At 40.3% G+C, this 17640-nt stretch carries 19 protein-coding genes and 5 tRNA genes; 9 read left to right on the top strand and 15 right to left on the bottom strand.

Annotated elements, in window-relative coordinates:
• Positions 1 to 6 precede the first annotated feature (6 nt).
• The 13 genes from KTO63_RS21680 to rpsU all read right to left on the bottom strand — a co-directional run bounded on the left by KTO63_RS21680 (position 7) and on the right by rpsU (position 7394).
• Complete coding sequence (locus KTO63_RS21680; RefSeq protein ID WP_217794054.1) at positions 7 to 537, bottom strand: LVIVD repeat-containing protein; 531 nt, start codon at positions 535 to 537, stop codon at positions 7 to 9.
• 324 nt (positions 538 to 861) lie between these two features.
• Positions 862 to 2076 carry a hypothetical protein gene (locus tag KTO63_RS21675; RefSeq protein ID WP_217794053.1) on the bottom strand — a complete coding sequence of 405 codons (1215 nt, stop codon included), beginning with the start codon at positions 2074 to 2076 and terminating at the stop codon, positions 862 to 864.
• Positions 2077 to 2216: 140 nt separating this feature from the next.
• Complete coding sequence (gene nusG, locus KTO63_RS21670; RefSeq protein ID WP_217794052.1) at positions 2217 to 2780, bottom strand: transcription termination/antitermination protein NusG; 564 nt, start codon at positions 2778 to 2780, stop codon at positions 2217 to 2219.
• A gap of 3 nt (positions 2781 to 2783) precedes the next feature.
• Positions 2784 to 2981: a preprotein translocase subunit SecE gene (secE, locus tag KTO63_RS21665; protein ID WP_217794051.1), complete on the bottom strand. Its 198-nt coding sequence runs from the start codon at positions 2979 to 2981 to the stop codon at positions 2784 to 2786.
• Positions 2982 to 3153: 172 nt separating this feature from the next.
• Positions 3154 to 3224, bottom strand: a tRNA-Trp gene (locus KTO63_RS21660).
• 93 nt (positions 3225 to 3317) lie between these two features.
• The gene (gene tuf, locus KTO63_RS21655) at positions 3318 to 4505 is read right to left on the bottom strand and encodes an elongation factor Tu (protein ID WP_217794050.1); all 1188 of its coding nucleotides are present in this window, start codon (positions 4503 to 4505) and stop codon (positions 3318 to 3320) included.
• 247 nt (positions 4506 to 4752) lie between these two features.
• Positions 4753 to 4824 (bottom strand) — tRNA-Thr (locus tag KTO63_RS21650).
• An 87-nt stretch (positions 4825 to 4911) separates the two neighbouring features.
• Positions 4912 to 4984, bottom strand: a tRNA-Gly gene (locus tag KTO63_RS21645).
• A gap of 102 nt (positions 4985 to 5086) precedes the next feature.
• Positions 5087 to 5169, bottom strand: a tRNA-Tyr gene (locus KTO63_RS21640).
• 104 nt (positions 5170 to 5273) lie between these two features.
• Positions 5274 to 5346: transfer RNA gene (locus tag KTO63_RS21635), tRNA-Thr, on the bottom strand.
• 411 nt (positions 5347 to 5757) lie between these two features.
• Positions 5758 to 6060 carry an HPF/RaiA family ribosome-associated protein gene (locus KTO63_RS21630; RefSeq protein ID WP_217794049.1) on the bottom strand — a complete coding sequence of 101 codons (303 nt, stop codon included), beginning with the start codon at positions 6058 to 6060 and terminating at the stop codon, positions 5758 to 5760.
• Positions 6061 to 6236: 176 nt separating this feature from the next.
• Positions 6237 to 7136, bottom strand: coding sequence for a tyrosine-type recombinase/integrase (locus tag KTO63_RS21625; RefSeq protein WP_217794048.1), 900 nt, complete (start codon positions 7134 to 7136; stop codon positions 6237 to 6239).
• Between the two features lie 63 nt (positions 7137 to 7199).
• Entirely contained in the window at positions 7200 to 7394 is a 195-nt protein-coding gene (gene rpsU, locus KTO63_RS21620; protein WP_217794047.1) for a 30S ribosomal protein S21, read from the bottom strand.
• Positions 7395 to 7594: 200 nt separating this feature from the next.
• Between rpsU and KTO63_RS21615 the strand changes: the two genes are divergently transcribed.
• The 6 genes from KTO63_RS21615 to KTO63_RS21590 all read left to right on the top strand — a co-directional run bounded on the left by KTO63_RS21615 (position 7595) and on the right by KTO63_RS21590 (position 10926).
• Positions 7595 to 8191: a riboflavin synthase gene (locus tag KTO63_RS21615; RefSeq protein WP_217794046.1), complete on the top strand. Its 597-nt coding sequence runs from the start codon at positions 7595 to 7597 to the stop codon at positions 8189 to 8191.
• A gap of 113 nt (positions 8192 to 8304) precedes the next feature.
• Positions 8305 to 8907: a LemA family protein gene (locus tag KTO63_RS21610; protein ID WP_217794045.1), complete on the top strand. Its 603-nt coding sequence runs from the start codon at positions 8305 to 8307 to the stop codon at positions 8905 to 8907.
• Positions 8908 to 8926: 19 nt separating this feature from the next.
• Complete coding sequence (locus KTO63_RS21605) at positions 8927 to 9385, top strand: TPM domain-containing protein (RefSeq protein ID WP_217794044.1); 459 nt, start codon at positions 8927 to 8929, stop codon at positions 9383 to 9385.
• A gap of 41 nt (positions 9386 to 9426) precedes the next feature.
• The gene (locus KTO63_RS26400) at positions 9427 to 10221 is read left to right on the top strand and encodes a TPM domain-containing protein (RefSeq protein WP_217794043.1); all 795 of its coding nucleotides are present in this window, start codon (positions 9427 to 9429) and stop codon (positions 10219 to 10221) included.
• Between the two features lie 46 nt (positions 10222 to 10267).
• Positions 10268 to 10597, top strand: coding sequence for a hypothetical protein (locus tag KTO63_RS21595; protein ID WP_217794042.1), 330 nt, complete (start codon positions 10268 to 10270; stop codon positions 10595 to 10597).
• A gap of 17 nt (positions 10598 to 10614) precedes the next feature.
• On the top strand, positions 10615 to 10926 hold the full coding sequence (locus KTO63_RS21590; protein ID WP_217794041.1) for a Dabb family protein: 312 nt from the start codon (positions 10615 to 10617) through the stop codon (positions 10924 to 10926).
• Between the two features lie 107 nt (positions 10927 to 11033).
• Here KTO63_RS21590 and KTO63_RS21585 read toward each other — a convergent pair whose 3' ends face one another.
• Positions 11034 to 11750 carry a 3-ketoacyl-ACP reductase gene (locus KTO63_RS21585; protein ID WP_217794040.1) on the bottom strand — a complete coding sequence of 239 codons (717 nt, stop codon included), beginning with the start codon at positions 11748 to 11750 and terminating at the stop codon, positions 11034 to 11036.
• Positions 11751 to 11925: 175 nt separating this feature from the next.
• Entirely contained in the window at positions 11926 to 14424 is a 2499-nt protein-coding gene (locus KTO63_RS21580) for a M1 family aminopeptidase (protein WP_217794039.1), read from the bottom strand.
• Between the two features lie 190 nt (positions 14425 to 14614).
• Here KTO63_RS21580 and KTO63_RS21575 point away from each other — a divergent pair, with 190 nt between their 5' ends.
• The 3 genes from KTO63_RS21575 (at position 14615) to truA (ending at position 17639) form a co-directional block, all read left to right on the top strand.
• Positions 14615 to 16021: a DUF4476 domain-containing protein gene (locus tag KTO63_RS21575; protein ID WP_217794038.1), complete on the top strand. Its 1407-nt coding sequence runs from the start codon at positions 14615 to 14617 to the stop codon at positions 16019 to 16021.
• Between the two features lie 120 nt (positions 16022 to 16141).
• Complete coding sequence (locus tag KTO63_RS21570) at positions 16142 to 16777, top strand: SanA/YdcF family protein (RefSeq protein WP_217794037.1); 636 nt, start codon at positions 16142 to 16144, stop codon at positions 16775 to 16777.
• Positions 16778 to 16874: 97 nt separating this feature from the next.
• Positions 16875 to 17639, top strand: a complete 765-nt coding sequence (truA, locus tag KTO63_RS21565) for a tRNA pseudouridine(38-40) synthase TruA (RefSeq protein ID WP_217794036.1) — start codon at positions 16875 to 16877, stop codon at positions 17637 to 17639.
• The last annotated feature ends 1 nt before the right edge of the window (position 17640 follow it).

Genomic DNA, 17640 nt, shown 5'->3' with positions numbered 1-17640 from the left:
TATTTTTTAGCGTCTGCATTTAGGAGATTTAACGGTTTCCAATTTCCAGCCAACAACCACGCCTTTGCTGGCGTCCGGGCATTCAAATAATACATTGGTATAAGGTGGATAATTTTGGTTAACGGGTGTAAATACATTTTCAATTCGCTTAACCATTACCGGTAAGGCTGGATCACTGATGTCGAAAACAACCATGTCTTTGTAATTGTCTGCATACAGGTAATGTCCTTTTACAGCCAGCTCATTGGTAAAAGGAATGTTTAGAAAAGCTGTTTTACGCGGATGCTTTTTGTCACTCACATCGATGATATGAACGCCGGAATTTTTATCATTTTGAAAGATGTAGTTCCCGTAAGCATAAATCTTTCCCGGATCAATTGTAGCTTTTGGCGCTTCTGTTGAAATCTGTTGGATATTTTGTTTGGCGTAGTAAACCGGGACATAAGCCTGCCCTTCTGTAGGCGCGTCGTTATCGGGCATGCAGGCTGTTCCGGCAATGACGAAGCCTGCCACAACTAGGATCATTAAGCGTTTCATAAATGGTGTTTTGTTTGAAGTATAAATATCACTGCGATGAAAAGTCAATGCATAAGAATGACAATTCCGCAGATCATATTTTTTGCAGATCATTTCTAAATTCAATCACACGTAATCTGAAACACGAAGTTGCATTATGAGAAGCCTTGTTGATGGTTCTGTAGTATTCAGCTTAGGGCTCGCTGCTGTGGCATTTCCTTCTTTAACGTAATAGCTGGTATCGCAACTTTTCAGCTTTGACATAAGGGCAACATAAAACGTTGCTCTGCAATAAAGGAGAGATTGGAATTAAAGGAAATTTAACAATTGTAACAATCTGGTTTCTTATTGCGCCATGTAATGAATAACGAATGCGGCAACATTAAGAACGCAGGCATATATTACCATGATTCTAAGTAACCATCTGGGAATGCTATTGGCGCCAAGCGCAGTAAGGATAAACAATAGCGGTAGAAAATCCAAAGTGAATCGCATACAGTTCACTTGTGAAAAACCGTTATTGTGATAGAACAAAATACCAGTCAACATTATCAGAATGGTGATCCAGCTAACCCATAACAATTTCTTTGGCCAGTTTGCTTTTACACTAGCAATTAAAAAAGGGCTGGCGGCTGTTAGCGATGTGCCCCATAGATCTATATCCACAATTTTTAACCTGTCAGGGCCGTCAATAATGATCGTAAAACCCTTGACGAACAGGCTATAAAAATTGAACCAAAAATATCTCAGACTGAATACACCATAAGTCGCAACACGATCCTTTAATATTCCGGCATACTCAATATAATTGTAGCCGGCGTTTAATGGCTGCCCAAATCTGACATAGTTGTAAACAAGATACAATCCCACAAACACAAGTATGGACCCACATAGGCTGACAGCTTTTCTATAAAAATTGCCGTCTAATTTATCCTTGTTTATATAGTACAAATATCCTAATGCGAACACTCCATAAAATAGTGTAAACTGTCGCGTAAGAAAACTACAGCCAATAAATATTCCAACAAGCCACCATCTTTGTTTACCCAATATTTCATTTATACTAAGAAGAATTAAAGTGGTAGCGATTATATGTGCAAACTGATAAACGTGATGACTAGTTACTAACACATACCAATAACCGGTACCGAAAAAAAATGCGGGAATCAGTAACGATTTGATAGGCTTGCTGATCTCAAGCTTTAGAAACACCTTGTAAAGCAGATATAGGTTCGCGCAACTGCATATAAGCGCTATCAGTATGGTATTTACATTAGGGCCAAGTATGGCAGCAAAAGGTAAAAGTACAAGTGAAGGAAACGGCGGATAAGGAAGGTAATGCTTGCCGTTATAAAATATCATATCCAGGTAATCGTAGTTATCCGCCTGGAGTGAAATATGACCTTTCAATAATGAATTTGCGTAAAGTAAATAAGCATTTACCCCTTCGTGATGTAAAACAGCAGGAATATGCAACAAAGCGAAGAACCCAAAATAGATGAGCCACTGATACCGGGTGGGATTCTCGAAATATATTAGTCTTCTCAATGCTTGTTGCATGTTTTGGTAATTAGATTAAGGTACAAATTACAGGAAAAGGGTATTTTGACAACAAGATATAGAATGATTTTTCAAAAAAATAATAGAGCTAAAAAAACCGCTCTAAATGAGCGGTTTTCACAATATTTTGAAAACTAAGATTATCCTAGCTTTTCAACTTGCATATAATTCAGTTCAACCGGAGTAGAACGACCGAAGATCTTCACGGTTACTTTCAACTTCTTCTTCTCGTCGTTAACTTCTTCGATGATACCGTTGAAATCATTGAAAGGTCCTTCAATAATTTTTATTGTCTCACCAACGATGAACGGTTCGCTCATGGTAACACCACCAGCTTCCTGCATTTCATCCATTTTACCCAACATTTTATTTACCTCTGCTTTACGTAGAGCGATAGGATCGTCTTTACCAAGGAAGTGAATAACGTTGGTTGTATTTTTTATAAGGTCGCGTAAATCATCAGACAATTTACCATCAGTAATTTCAATCATAACATAACCAGGATAGTAGTTACGTTCACGCATTACTTTTTTACCATTCTGTACTTTATACACTTTTTCAACAGGTAAAAAAACTTGCTTAACCACTTCTACCCATCCGCTACGTGAAATTTCTTTATCGAGGTATTCTTTTACCTTACGCTCTTTGCCGCTTACAACACGCAGCACATACCATTTGGTCTCAATTTGATTTGCTGCTTCCATTATTTAGTGTTTAAAGAAAGAGTATAGGAAATTTAAAAGCGAGTGTGATGCAAAATCCATTACACCTACTACAACGGTGATCAAAAGTGTAGCAACCAACACAATTACGGTTGATTGTTGCAATTCACTCCATGTAGGCCAGGTCACTTTTTCAACTAACTCTTTGTATGACTCGCTAAAGTATGTTCCGATTTTATTCATAGAGAACAATTTGTGAATTCGAAAATTTGTGAATTTGAAAGTTTGAAAATTCTGCTTTTTGAGTCACCCGATCAGTTACAAATACAGATATTCTAAAAGCGCAAAAAATGTGAAAATCTGAAACTTATTTCATTTTCAAATTTACACATTTTCAAACTTACAAATTAATCAGCACGGGCACTAGGATTCGAACCCAGATCAAAGGTTTTGGAGACCCGTATGCTACCGTTGCACCATGCCCGTGTAAAAAGCCATTAGCAAAAGACCTTGGTTTACGATCAGCAAATTAAACAAATCTGCTAAAAGTAGGGCTTAAAGCTAATGGCTTAAGCTATATTATTTCACAATTTCAGTAACCTGACCAGCACCTACTGTACGTCCACCTTCGCGGATAGCGAATTTAAGACCTTTTTCCATCGCAATAGGTTGGATCAAAGTAACTTTCAATGAAGTGTTATCGCCTGGCATAACCATTTCAGTTCCTTCTGGAAGAGTAACTTCACCAGTTACGTCTGTAGTACGGAAGTAGAACTGAGGACGGTATTTGTTAAAGAATGGAGTGTGACGTCCACCTTCTTCTTTGCTCAATACGTAAACTTCACCTTTGAATTCAGTGTGCGGAGTGATAGAACCTGGTTTGCAAATTACCATACCACGACGGATATCTTTTTTCTCAATACCGCGCAATAATAGACCTGCGTTATCACCAGCTTCACCTTCGTCCAATAATTTTTTGAACATCTCAACACCTGTAACGGTAGAAGTAAGTGGTTTTTCGATCAAACCTACGATTTCAACACCTTCACCCACTTTAATACGACCTCTCTCGATACGGCCAGTAGCAACAGTACCACGACCTGTGATAGAGAATACGTCCTCAACGCTCATCAAGAAAGCTTGATCAACCGGACGTGGAGGAAGAGGAATGTAAGTATCAACAGCTTCCATCAATTCGTTGATTTTCTCAACCCATTGTGCTTCACCAGCCAATGCGCCAGTTGCAGAACCTTTGATGATAGGAGTGTTATCGCCGTCAAAACCTTTTTCAGTCAACAACTCACGAATTTCCATTTCCACAAGTTCCAATAATTCAGGATCGTCAACAAGGTCAACTTTATTCATGAATACCACCATACGAGGTACACCTACCTGACGAGCAAGCAAGATGTGCTCACGAGTTTGAGGCATAGGACCGTCTGTAGCAGCAACCACAAGAATAGCGCCGTCCATTTGTGCAGCACCAGTAATCATGTTTTTCACATAGTCAGCGTGACCTGGACAGTCAACGTGAGCATAGTGACGACTAGCTGTTTGATATTCTACGTGAGCTGTGTTGATAGTGATACCTCTTTCTTTTTCTTCAGGTGCACCATCAATTTCATCATAATTTTTCTTCTGCGCCAAACCTTTCTTGCTCAGAACATCGGTGATAGCTGCAGTCAAAGTTGTTTTACCGTGGTCAACGTGACCAATAGTACCAACGTTAACGTGGGGTTTATCCCTCTTAAAGGTCTCTTTTGACATCGTTATAGTTTTTAGTTGCGGTTTTAAATTTGTTTTCTAAATATGAATACTGTTTTAACAACAGGAAACATCTACTGATTTGCCATTTGCCTAAACCTCAGTTTCTGAAAAAATGGCTAGCCGTTGATAAACCTCATTTTTTAGGTGAGATAAATTCACGGCTTTACACTTGAACCGTTGAGAGAATGATTTCTCGATCTTCCCGATCAAGATCGGGATGCTCATTTCTGAGCCCGGCTTTATTGTGAGCCGTTGAAGAGAATTGAACTCTCGACCTCTTCCTTACCAAGGAAGTGCTCTACCACTGAGCTACAACGGCATATACTCAGTTGGCAGTTTTTTTTCAGCTTTGCAGCACCTAACAATTGAATATTAAACGACTGCCGACTGCTAACTGAAAACAAAGAGCGGAAGACGAGGATCGAACCCGCAACCTATAGCTTGGAAGGCTATCGCTCTACCAATTGAGCTACTTCCGCACGTAACAATTTGAAAATATAAAAATTTGAAAATTTGAAAATCAAACTAGCATTTAAACTTCATTTTCAAATTTTCAAACTCTCTAATTTCAATTTTGTCTGTGGGCAGGAGAGGATTCGAACCTCTGAAGTCGAAAGACAGCGGATTTACAGTCCGCCCCATTTGGCCGCTCTGGAACCTGCCCGACATTAATTTGAAAATTTGATAATGTGACAATTTGAAAATTAAAAAGACATGATGCTTTTTTGCTTTCAACTTTACATATTCAATCTTTCAAACTAAATTAAGAGCCGAAGATGGGACTCGAACCCGCGACCTACTGATTACAAATCAGTTGCTCTACCAACTGAGCTACTCCGGCTTACTATATTTTTGACTGGATTTTTACCACCTTTTTTGGAGATGGCAACTCCTTGCTATAGTTTGAAAATCAATATTATCTAAGAGCTTTTTTCGTTTCGCAACGCCCTGTGTTTTTTGGGAAGGCAAAGGTAAGAGAATTCGAATAATACCCAAATTTTGATTCAACTTTTTTTTAGCTTTTTTAATTATTGCTTCTGATTTGCAATTTTTAAAGCCATTTTTTCGATTTAAAAACTCATTTAAAAGTCGCTGAAACCATTGAAAACACTGCAAAATTAAGCATGCGCAATCAATTAAAGATGCAAAGAAAATATTTTTCAGGAAAGTAGTGTTCACTTGATAAAATTTCACGCTGCGAAGAAGTCATATTAAAAAAAAAGACCTCCCAAAAGGAGGTCTGAAGTATTTTTTATGCTGCTAAACGTTTTTCTTTTTTTCTTTTCATTTGATTTACGAGTGAATCAAGAGCGCAGTCAAAAGATTCTTCGAAAGATTTTGAGCTGGCTTTTACAAAAAAATTGTGTTTGGGGACATGAACCCTGATTTCTGCGACTTTGTCTTTAATTGTATGAATTACATTGTCAAGTTTTAAAAACACATCAATCTTAATAATCCTGTCATGAAAGGTAGGAAGTTTTTGAATTTTAGAATTTACGAAATCAATCAATTTAGAATCTGCGTCGAAGTGCACAGTCTGAATTTTAACGTCCATAACAATCGCAATTTTAAACGTGAAACAATAAATTAAAGAACTAACATTTTCACACTCATTATTTAATAAAATAATAATGTTAGAGGGACTATGAAGATAAACCAACCTCCTATCCTTTCCAAATAAAGACTTCTGATTTTTCTCAGGTTTGCCAACTTTTTAACAACGTCTAATTTTCACGCCTTGGGGTGTGCCTTTTTGTATGCTTCCTTCAATTTTTCGATGGAATTATGGGTGTAAACCTGAGTGGATGCCAAACTACTGTGCCCCAGGAGCTCCTTTATTGCATTGAGATCGGCGCCGTGATTAGTGAGGTGTGTGGCGAAAGTGTGCCGCAAAATATGGGGGCTTTTCTTCTGCAGAGTGGTTACCTGCGAGAGGTATGATTTCACTCTGAGATATACGTATTTGGAGTAAAGTTTTTTGCCTTTGGGGGTCGCAAAAAGATATTCGCTGTCAAACGCTTCGAAGAGCTTTCTCTTTTCCTTTTGATACTCTACAAGATTCTCTATCAACTGTTTGTTGACCGGAATGATCCGTTCTTTGTTTCCCTTTCCCAAAACCTTGATTGAGGTTGAGCTACGGTTCACGCTCTGTTCTTTCAGGTTTACCAACTCGCTTAAACGAATACCCGTGGCGTAAAAAACTTCAATTAGCAATTGAGTCGTTTTGCCATCCCAGTCATCCGGAAAAGCGATTTCCTTTAACAATACGTTCATGTCGTCTTCCATAACGAACGAGGGCAGTCTTTTACCAATTTTAGGAGCTGAAACATTGGTCATTGGGGTTGACTCAATATTGCCGAGTTTTAGCTGGTATTTAAAGAATGATTTTAGTGAAGATGCTTTCCGATTAATCGTCTTGGAAGTAAGCTTTGCATCTTTCAACGATGCCATCCAGGTTCTTACCATGGAAGAATTGATCTCTACTACAGTTGTTTGGCCGAAATTACTGTTTAAATAGTTGAAAAATTGCGTGAGGTCGTCCTGATAAGAGCGGACGGTGTGTTGAGAATAGCGTTTCTCAAACTGCAGATAATCAAGGAATGGAGAAAGAATGGACGGTGCTGTTTCCATAAACTAAGATAGCCACAAAGCTAATACTTTGCAGCTATCCCACTATGAAAAAGCTTAAATAACTTAATCGAATTTACCTGTTGCTACTTGTTGCTTGTAAATTGCCTTTAGTACTTGTGTACGGCGTTTTACAGAAGGCTTAGTAAAAGTTTGACGCTCTCTCAACTGAAGCAAAGTTTTTGCTTTCTCGAACTTCTTCTTGTACTTTTTAAGCGCTTTGTCGATGTTTTCGCAATCTTTTGAGTCTATGATTAACATATTTTATATATACCTCCTTTAGGCGATTTTGGAGTGCAAAGGTAAATAGTTTCAAATAAAAAAACAAGAGAAATCGAAATTTGAGATTTGAAATTTCATTTTTGGCACTAAACTTCATTTACATCCTGATTATTAACCACTAATAAATAAAACGAAGCCCTAATTCCTAATTCCTAATTCCTAATTCCTAATTTGCAACCATGTTTACAGGAATCATAGAATCATCAGCAAAGGTACTGGAAGTTATTACTTCAGGTACCAACAAAAGTTTCTGGTTGCAAAGCGCCATTTCTGATCAATTTAAAGTGGATCAAAGTGTTTCGCACGATGGTGTTTGTCTTACTGTCGAGGCAATTGCGGAAGATCGCCACCGTGTAACTGCCATTTTAGAAACACTGGAAAAATCGAATCTTGGGAAATGGGAAGCCGGAACTATAGTTAACATAGAAAGATGTTTGCAAATGAACGGCCGACTGGATGGTCACTTTGTTCAGGGGCATGTAGATACTACTGGCATTTTACAGGAAATAAAGGAAATGGATGGCAGCTGGCAACTCACTTTTTCTTATCCAAAAGCTTTTGCCCATCTAATGATCGAGAAAGGATCAATTTCCATGAACGGAATCAGTCTTACCATTTTTAATGTAACAGAAGATGCTTTCTCCGTTGCGATTATTCCATACACGTTTAATCATACGAACGTAAGAAATATGCGAACGGGTGATATTGTGAATCTGGAATTTGATGTTGTGGGAAAATATATTGCGAGATCGTTAGAACTAGGCCGTAAGGTTTAAACGCCGGCGCAGACACGCAACGCTGCGGAGGCCGACCTGCATGTCTGCGCCAATATCATTTTAAACAAATAACCATCTTTGATTGTATCTTTAATCATAAACTTTAAACAACCATGAGCACTAATAAACTTATTCTTGTTGTTATCATTGGACTTATTGTTCTTCTTGTTGGATGCGGCGGATGCGGGGCCGTTAATTTTCAGCGTAAGGCTGTTGCGCAGGATGAAAATGTGAAGGGAAAATGGGGCAATGTTCAAAACCAATATCAACGCCGTTCTGATCTTGTTCCAAATCTTGTAAACACCGTTAAGGGTGCCGCAAATTTTGAGCAGGAAACGCTTACAAAAGTTATTGAAGCAAGAGCAAAGGCAACTTCTGTTCAGATAAATGCAAATGATCTTTCTCCTGAAAAAATTGCACAATTCCAACAAGCTCAGGGTGAGCTTTCCGGTGCACTTAGCCGCTTGCTGGTGAGTGTTGAGGCATACCCTACTTTAAAGGCAAATCAAAACTTCCTTGACCTTCAGGCTCAACTGGAAGGGACTGAAAACAGGATAACTGTTGCCCGCAAAGATTTTAATGATGCTGTACAGGAATACAATTCTTCTATACGCACGTTCCCGAATAATTTCTATGCCGGATGGTTCGGTTTTAAATCGAAGGGATATTTTGAAGCACAACCTGGATCTGACAAGGCTCCAGAGGTGAAATTTTAATTATTAAATTTTATTTCTGATGCCATTTTTTTCTTCTTCCAAAAGAACCTTTCTTGATAGCCACGAGTCAGCTGATATTATTGCTGCAATAAAACAGGCAGAAAGAAGAACGAGTGGGGAAATCCGTGTGTACATTGAAAGTAAATGCAGGTATGTGTCAGCTATTGACAGGGCTTCAGAAATTTTTGATGTGCTGAAAATGGAAAGAACCGACAATCACAATGCCGTTCTTATCTACCTGGCTGTGAAGGACAGGCAAGTCGCAATATTTGGCGATCATGGCATACACCAAAAAACGGGCGATGCGTTTTGGGAAAAAGAAGTTGCGCATATGTTGGAGCATTTTAAACAGGAACATTATGCCACGGGTCTCTGCAAAGCAATCAATGATGTAGGGGAAGCCTTGCATTATCATTTCCCATACGATAATGAAACGGATAAAAATGAATTGCCCGACGATATAATTTTCGGGAAATAATTATCATAAGCAGGTCGAAAGACCTGCTTTGAATTTTACGCATGAAAAATTTACTTTTTTATTTATTGTTTTTTTTTACGGGCACATTTTGCTTTGCGCAAAATATTCCTGCGAGACCATCTCCACCTCGCCTGGTTAATGATTTTGCGAATGTTCTTACACCGGATCAAAAGGCAGCTCTTGAAAGCAAGTTGGTGGCATATGACGACAGCACGTCCAATCAGCTTGTGGTCATAACGCTAAAATCTATTGGGGACTATGATCCTCAGGACGTTGCTTTAAAAATTTTGAGAGACTGGGGAGTGGGCAATAAAAAGACAAACAACGGTATTATTTTGCTTGCGTCGATGGAGGACCACAAGTTAAGAATTGAGGTTGGCTATGGCCTTGAAGGTGCTGTTCCGGATGCGATTGCAAAAAGAATTATAGAGACTGAAATAGTTCCAAATTTCAGGGCGGGAAATTATTATCGTGGATTTGATGAGGCTACCGATGCAATTTTCAAGGCGGCGGCGGGCGAATACAAAGCTCCTGAAGGTTATGATCAAAGGGGCGAACACCAGGGACGTGGCCGCGGCAGTAGCATTATCTCAATCATTGTAATCGTCATCGTAATTATTGTCATTTTCTCCAGCAGAGGTGGTGGCGGCGGTGGCGGTGGCATGATGAGCAGACGGGGTTATCGCGGTTGGGGTCCACCTATTTGGTTTCCAACAGGTGGTGGTGGCTTCGGCGGTGGAGGAGGCGGAGGCGGTTGGTCCGGCGGCGGCGGGGGAGGTTTTGGTGGCTTCGGGGGTGGTAGTGGCGGCGGCGGCGGCGCCAGTGGTAGCTGGTAATGCAACGAAGTGTATAGTTTTAATGTCAGCAGCTAAACACCCGAAAATGAAAAAGACACTGTTACTAATCATTCCATGTTTTGTATTGATCCTTGCTGCTTGCAAAAAAGACAATGCCGACAACAAAAAAGTTACTACTGCAGCTACCGTCATTTATGGAGGCGAGCCTGCTGCCGATGGAGTGGGTTGGTATATAAAACTGCAAGACAGCAGTGCAGTTCATCCGAATAATTTGCCGGAAACATTTACACAAACACCTACGGCAAGACAATTAGTAAAAGTTACTTTTGAATATACAGGAGAAAAATACAAGACAGGCATGATGGTGGGAGATGGAATTCCTGTTGTCAAAATTTATAGTATAGAAAAACAATAGTTTCTAAATCGATAATTATGGAATTAAAACAAGTATTTATTCATCACGTATTTTTTTGGCTGAAAAATCCGACCGATCAAAACGATTTGGCTCAATTGGAAAAAGGCTTACGATCTCTTACAGAAATTTCGACCATAAAATCTTTTCATATTGGCAAACCAGCGGCAACCAACCGCGGCGTGATCGATAATACTTATTCCCTTTCCTGGATGATCATTTTTGACAATGCCGCAGATCAGGATAGTTACCAGGTCGATCCTATTCATTTAAAATTTGTGGAAGACTACTCGCAGTTGTGGCAGAAGGTGGTGGTGTATGACGCGATTTAATAACTGAATAACTGAATAACTGAATGACTGAATAACTGAGTGTTTATTTTCGATTTGCACTACAACAATCGACCACTCAGTTATTCAGTCATTCAGTTATTCATTCTCTATGGATTTGTTGACCACATACTGGCGTCTTTAATGAAGATGCGTTTGTTCAATTTTAGCTGGGCGATTATTAGTTCGGCTATATCTTCCGGCTGCATTACTTTTTCAGGATTGCCGTCTGTAAGTTTCAAATTAACGGCCATGTCTGTTGCAACGGTACTTGGCGTAAGTGTTGTTACGCGAATGTTGTGTTTTCTTACTTCGTACATCAGTGATTCTGACATACCAATCAAACCAAATTTTGAAGCACTGTAGGCGCTTGTAACGGCTGCTCCGCGCAAACCTGCTGTTGATGCGATATTGATAATATCTCCGGTTTTTCTTTCAATCATTGATGGCAGTACAGCACGCGTTACATAATATACACCAAGCAGGTTCACTTTTATTATTCTCTCCCACTCTTCTGGTTGAAGATCCATGAATCCGCCGAATGCCCCAACTCCGGCGTTGTTGATCAGAATGTCAATATTGCCCAACTCTTTCACAATACTTTCTACTGCGTTGTTAACCGCATTTATATCGGCAACATCTGCAGTTGCTATGGCTGTTTTTACTCCAAATGATTTTATTTCCGTGGCCAGTTTTTCAAGATCAGCAGCGCTTCGCGCAACGAGTCCCACATTTACGCCTTCCTTTGCTAATGCTACAGCAATAGCTTTTCCAATTCCTTTTCCTGCGCCCGTTATGAGAGCTATTTTACCTTTGATCGATTCCATGGTATTTCGTTTTTGTAACCGCAAAATTAAGAGAAACAAGTTGTTCGTTGATAGTTGTTAGTTGTTAGGCTTCATTTTTGAATATTCGCTGTTTTAGGCTAACAACTATCAACTTTCTCTGCAAAAAAAAGCTCCCGAATTTCTCCGGGAGCTTTCAATTTGTGATATCAAATATTTATTTCGCTTTCGATTTAATATAATCGATTTGCTCTTGTGCAGCAGAAGCATTGGCTCCCGCCAATTGAGCTTTCTTTTTGCCAGCAATGCCCATTAACACCATGTTGTTGATGTATGGACTAAGCTGAGATTTATAGGCAGCCGGAATACTTTCGCGGAATTCCACGATCATGTCAACGCCTTTTTTCACTAATGCGGTATTGTTCACTTTTGCGATGTAGTCAGCCAAAGGTTGCAGCATTTCCATTTTTGCCTGAGACAACGGCATTTTATCAAAGTTACCGGCTACGTAATCGAAATCAGCTTCTGAACCAGCATCGATCAACACACCACTGATTGATTCCATCAATTTGCCTTTAGCAGGTTGGGCCTTCAACTGTTGAGCTTTTGCCAAAGCCGCAGCAGGATCTATTTTACCTAATGCTTCTAACGCTTGACCTGCTACACTGTAAGAAGAATCGGTAACAGATTTTTCGAACAATGTTTTATATTCAGGTTTGTTATAAGCTGCTAACAAACTGATCGCTTGTGCACGAACAGTTGTGTTTTTATCAGTTTTTGCAATGTTTGCAATTGTTGATTCAAAGCCATCTTTAATAGCTGTATTATCCATTTTCAATTTTGACAAGGCATAGTTGCGCAAGCCAAAATACCTGTCATTTACCGCTAATTTCAACAATGCCTGGGCATCTGTGTTATCAGCATTTTTTGCGCAAGCGTCAATTGCTTCTCTCCTGTCGAGATAGTTGCCAGCGAACTTGTACTGGTGTATGAAGTTTGCTAAAGATTTATCGTCCGTTTTTTCACAAAGCAAAATTTTATCTCCGTCAACGTTTACCAACTCTGGTTTTGATTTTCCGTATGGGAAAGTAAATTGCTGCTCGCGTTCAGTCATTTCAACATTGTAGCGAACTTTTGCAGAACCATTGTAGACATCTATTGCAAATGGCAAACGGAAGACTTTGTCCCCGTCCTGTGTTTGTTTTACAGATACTGTTACTTGTTTTGCAGCGTCATCATATGCATAGCTGATGTTTAATTTCGGATGGCCCGCACCGTAATACCACTGATTGAAATACCAGTTCAGATCTTTACCTGTAACTTCTTCAAAAGCCAAGCGAAGGTTCTGTGCTTCGGCGGCTTTGAATTTATTTGTAGTAAGATAGTTGTTCAGTGATTTGAAGAAAGCGCTGTCTCCAACATAGTTGCGAAGCATGTGCAGGATACGTCCGCCCTTGTTATAACTCACTGCATCAAACATGTCTTCTTTGTCTGCATAGTAGAAACGGACAAGATCTTTCTTTTCACTATTGCTTTGCAGGTAACCGCGCATGTCAGAATAGTTTTGCGCATCGCCGGCATCTTTACCGTGTTTGTATTCATCCCATAAGGTTTCGCTATAGTTTGCAAAAGATTCGTTTACTGTCAGGTTGCTCCAGCTTTCCGCTGTAACAAGGTCGCCGAACCAGTGGTGGAACAACTCGTGAGCAATGGTACTTTCCCAGCCGTTGCCATCAACCAGTTCACGTGCATCTTGTTGCGCGCTTTCCTGGTGCAAAGTAGCGGTCGTGTTTTCCATGGCGCCACTTACATAATCTCGGCCAATAATCTGAGAATATTTTTGCCATGCGTAATCAACGCCAGTGATGCGTTTGTAGAAGGCCATCATTTCCGGTGTATAACCAAAAATTCTGCGTGCTACAGGTTCGTACGCCTTTTCTACGTAGTAGCTTACTTCTTTATTGCCGTATTTATCTTTTACCACGGCATAGTCGCCCACACCCATAAACATCAGGTAAGGAGCATGTGGCAGATCCATTTTCCAGTAGTCTGTTCTTGTGCCGTCTGCGTTTTTCTTCTGGCTGATCAATAAACCGTTTGAAAGCGTAACATATTTCGCCGGAACGGTCATTGAAATTTCATCTGTTGTTTTCTGATTTGGCTTGTCGATCGTAGGGCACCAAACAGAGTTTGCTTCGGTTTCGCCCTGCGTCCAGATTTGCGTTGGTTTATCTTTCTCTTCCCCTTTTGGATTGATGAAGTATAAACCTTTGGCATCTGTAATGGCTGCACTGCCTTTTACTTTAAGATCGTTAGGCTTTGCAGTGTAATCGATATAAACTGTGTATTTTTCGCCGCCTTTGTATTTTTTGTCAAGTTTGATATTCAGCACCCATCCATCGTACTCGTATTTCAACGGGGTTGTTGCACCACCTTTTACAATGGCAACTTTTTTTATGTCCATGCCTTTGGCATCAAGTGCCAGGGTATCGGTTTCATAAAAATGTGGTTGCAGCGTGATCCATGCTTTACCATACATATAGGATTTATCATAGTCAAATGCGACTTCCAATTTTGTATGTACAAGATCGTTAATCTTAGTGGCAGTTGCCTGGTACATTAAGGGCTGGGTTGTAGCTGTAGCTTCTGATTGCGCGTTTGCCTGTGCAAGCATTAAAAGACCGCAAGCAGTAAATAGGAAAAGCTTTCTCTTCATACTGATTTATTAAATAGGGCTTAAAGATATAGTTTCGATTCATTCTCTTTCTAAAAAAAATGGTAAATGGCAAGCTAAACTGCATTTTCAAGTAGTTTTGCTGTAACATTGGATAATATGTAATGAGGCCCGCCTGCCGAATGGCGCGGGGCGAATTCCATCTGGCCAAAATAAAATATAAAATATACGGATGAAATCAGGTTTAGCAATACTACTGTTCCTTTTGACGGGCTTTGGCGCATTTTCTCAGAAAGATTATTTTATATACTTACAGACAGACAATAGCCAACCATTTTATCTTTTGATGGATGGAAAAACATACAGTTCCAGTGATCACGGTTATCTTATTTTATCCGGTTTACAGGGACAGGCTTATCAGTTTGTAATAGGCTTCCCTAGGAACGCTTTCCCTGAGCAAAATTTCATCCTGAATATTTATAATAAAGATGCGGGTTATCAACTGAAAAATTTCGCCGATAAGGGATGGGGCCTGGTAAACTACCAAACCTCCGAAGCAACGATGAACCGCAACAGTGAGCGCGGCAATTCTATGATTTCCGGAACGAGAAAGACGGATAATTTTTCCGTCCTATTATCCAATGTAGTGAACGACACCAGCATTTTATACGAAAGCGTTACGCCGCAAACCGCAGTTGCGCAAACGGCGACCGTTGCTCCGCAACAGGCTGCAAAGCAAGCTGATACTGCACTAGCTTCTAAGGAACAGCCTGCAGCGCAGACCGCAAGCAATGTAACGACTCCAACTCCGAGCACGGAAACAGCAGTAGCTCCCGTTGCTGCCGGTACTACCGCGGTAACCACCTCAAATAATACAACAACGGAAGCAAGCAAACAAGTTGCCGACACAGTGGCTAAAGCAGCAGTGGTTGCAGCTGAGCCAATAGTTGCAACAAAGACAGATACCTTGGCTGCAGAGAAAAAAGTCATTTCAGATTCAGCAATTGCAAAAATCCCAGCTAAAACCGATTCTGCAGTCGCCGTATTTCCAGCGAAGCCAATGCTTTCGTCTGTTAAGAAAATAAGTGTTTCGTCCAGTGAAACAGCTTTAGAGGAAGTTTATATTGATAGCACAAATTCGGGGGTGGATACCATCAGAATTGCGACACCTTTGACAAAAGAGACGGCGGTTCAGGCGCCGGCTGCTGTTAGCGTGGCGGTTGCCCCAATGACTGCAACGCCAACCGAAACGGTGAAGGCCGATACCACGCATAAAAAAGAAATTGCTGACACAACAGCTGCGACAGCAAAACCAATCGCGCATACTGCGCAAATCAACAACTCCGATTGCAGGAACACCGCGACTGACGCCGACATTGATAAACTTCGCGTGAAGCTTTTATCCATAAACGATCTTGACGAAAAAATAGCAACGACCAAGAAACTATTGAAATCGAAATGCTTTACTGTAAAGCAGCTTAAAGCCATCAGCGAGCTATTTGGCGAAGATGAGAGCAAGTACCAGCTTTTTGAAACGGCCTATCCATTTACTTTAGATACTTATAACTATTCTACACTTGAAGATTTGCTCAAATCTGACTATTATCGTGACAGATTTAAAGCGATGATCAGAAGATAGTGGAGAGTTGAGAATTGAGAGTGGAGAGTGGAGAGTGGAGAATTGCAAGCAACTCTCAATTCTTAATTTTTAACCTCAACTCTCCATTCTCAACTCTCAACTACTTAAAAGCCGTTTTCCATGATAAAGAAAATTATTTGGGCTGCACTAATCGCAGTTGTCATTGCAGTAGCGTTTGTGTTTCTTGCGAATGCCAGTATCAAAAGCGCGGCAAGTAACAAGTTGTATAATGATACCGCATCTATTCCCTACAATAAAGTGGGGTTGTTGCTGGGTTGCTCTAAGTTGCTAAGCAACGGCTATCCCAATTTATACTATCAATACAGAATAGATGCTGCTGCCGATTTACTGAAAGCGGGAAAAATAAAATATCTTGTCATAAGTGGTGACAACGGCCGTAAAGAGTACAATGAACCTGAAGATATGAGGAATGACCTTATTGGCAGAGGCATTGATTCTTCGGTAATCATTCTTGATTATGCCGGCTTTAGAACTTTTGACTCGGTGGTGCGTTTAAAAGAAATTTTCGGTCAGCAATCCGTAACTGTTATTTCACAGCAGTTTCACAACGAAAGAGCGATTTTCATTGCCGAAAAGGAAGGAATCGATGCCATCGGCTATAATGCAAAAGATGTCGTAAAGTATGCCGGCTTTAAAACCAAGCAACGTGAAAAGCTGGCAAGATGCAAGGCTTATATCGATTATTTGATTGGAACGAAACCGAGGTATCTCGGGGAAAAAATAAGAATAGAGTAATGGAAAATTGAAAGTTGAAAATTGAAAATGATGAGAGAAAACGCCAAAAGCGCTCTTCATTTTCAACTTTCAATTTTCCACTTTCAATTAAATTAGAATGAGGTATTTCATAGAAGTAGCATATAACGGTGCCGCATACAGCGGTTTTCAGATTCAGGAGAATGCGCATTCTGTTCAGGCGGAAGTGGAGAAGGCTTTTGGCATCATCCATAGAAAACCCGTTGAGCTGACCGGCTCTTCCCGCACCGATGCGGGCGTGCACGCTTTGCAGAATTTTTTTCATTTCGATTATGAAGATGAGATCAATCCACGTGCGGTCTATAAAATGAATGCCATTTTACCGGCAGATCTCGTTGTGAAAAACATTTACCCCATGCCACAAGGCGCCCACAGCAGATTTGATGCATTGAGCCGCGAGTACAAGTATTTTATTTACGGTGAAAAAAATCCCTTTCTGCACGACAGGGCCTATTATTTTCCCTACACACTTGATATAGGTCAATTGAAACTGGCGGCCCATGTTTTAAAAGAATACACCGATTATACTTCTTTTTCCAAGCGAAATACACAGGTTAAAACTTTCAATTGCAATCTTTCCGTGAGCGAATGGATCGAGGAAAACGGATGCCTTGTTTATCACGTACAAGGGAACCGCTTTCTTCGCGGAATGGTAAGGGCCCTCACCGGAACCATGCTGCGCGTGGGTCGCGGCAAGTATTCCATCGATGATTTTCGAAAGATCATCGAGGCCAGGGACTGCACTCAGGCAGATTTCTCTGTGCCTCCACAAGCATTGTTCCTGGTAAATGTGCAATATCCGGAGGGTTATTTGAACCAGGTAGAATCGCCTAAATTCTCCTGAA

Source organism: Pinibacter aurantiacus (genome assembly GCF_019130065.1).
GTDB classification, from domain to species: Bacteria; Bacteroidota; Bacteroidia; order Chitinophagales; family Chitinophagaceae; genus Pinibacter; species Pinibacter aurantiacus.
This window is presented reverse-complemented; position numbering and strand designations above follow the sequence as displayed.

Coding starts and splice junctions, on each gene's coding strand:
- KTO63_RS21680 (WP_217794054.1), bottom strand. CDS start 537: ATGAAACGCTTAATGATCCTAGTTGTGGCAGGCTTCGTCATTGCCGGA.
- KTO63_RS21675 (WP_217794053.1), bottom strand. CDS start 2,076: ATGCAACAAGCATTGAGAAGACTAATATATTTCGAGAATCCCACCCGG.
- nusG (WP_217794052.1), bottom strand. CDS start 2,780: ATGGAAGCAGCAAATCAAATTGAGACCAAATGGTATGTGCTGCGTGTT.
- secE (WP_217794051.1), bottom strand. CDS start 2,981: ATGAATAAAATCGGAACATACTTTAGCGAGTCATACAAAGAGTTAGTT.
- tuf (WP_217794050.1), bottom strand. CDS start 4,505: ATGTCAAAAGAGACCTTTAAGAGGGATAAACCCCACGTTAACGTTGGT.
- KTO63_RS21630 (WP_217794049.1), bottom strand. CDS start 6,060: ATGGACGTTAAAATTCAGACTGTGCACTTCGACGCAGATTCTAAATTG.
- KTO63_RS21625 (WP_217794048.1), bottom strand. CDS start 7,136: ATGGAAACAGCACCGTCCATTCTTTCTCCATTCCTTGATTATCTGCAG.
- rpsU (WP_217794047.1), bottom strand. CDS start 7,394: ATGTTAATCATAGACTCAAAAGATTGCGAAAACATCGACAAAGCGCTT.
- KTO63_RS21615 (WP_217794046.1), top strand. CDS start 7,595: ATGTTTACAGGAATCATAGAATCATCAGCAAAGGTACTGGAAGTTATT.
- KTO63_RS21610 (WP_217794045.1), top strand. CDS start 8,305: ATGAGCACTAATAAACTTATTCTTGTTGTTATCATTGGACTTATTGTT.
- KTO63_RS21605 (WP_217794044.1), top strand. CDS start 8,927: ATGCCATTTTTTTCTTCTTCCAAAAGAACCTTTCTTGATAGCCACGAG.
- KTO63_RS26400 (WP_217794043.1), top strand. CDS start 9,427: ATGAAAAATTTACTTTTTTATTTATTGTTTTTTTTTACGGGCACATTT.
- KTO63_RS21595 (WP_217794042.1), top strand. CDS start 10,268: ATGAAAAAGACACTGTTACTAATCATTCCATGTTTTGTATTGATCCTT.
- KTO63_RS21590 (WP_217794041.1), top strand. CDS start 10,615: ATGGAATTAAAACAAGTATTTATTCATCACGTATTTTTTTGGCTGAAA.
- KTO63_RS21585 (WP_217794040.1), bottom strand. CDS start 11,750: ATGGAATCGATCAAAGGTAAAATAGCTCTCATAACGGGCGCAGGAAAA.
- KTO63_RS21580 (WP_217794039.1), bottom strand. CDS start 14,424: ATGAAGAGAAAGCTTTTCCTATTTACTGCTTGCGGTCTTTTAATGCTT.
- KTO63_RS21575 (WP_217794038.1), top strand. CDS start 14,615: ATGAAATCAGGTTTAGCAATACTACTGTTCCTTTTGACGGGCTTTGGC.
- KTO63_RS21570 (WP_217794037.1), top strand. CDS start 16,142: ATGATAAAGAAAATTATTTGGGCTGCACTAATCGCAGTTGTCATTGCA.
- truA (WP_217794036.1), top strand. CDS start 16,875: ATGAGGTATTTCATAGAAGTAGCATATAACGGTGCCGCATACAGCGGT.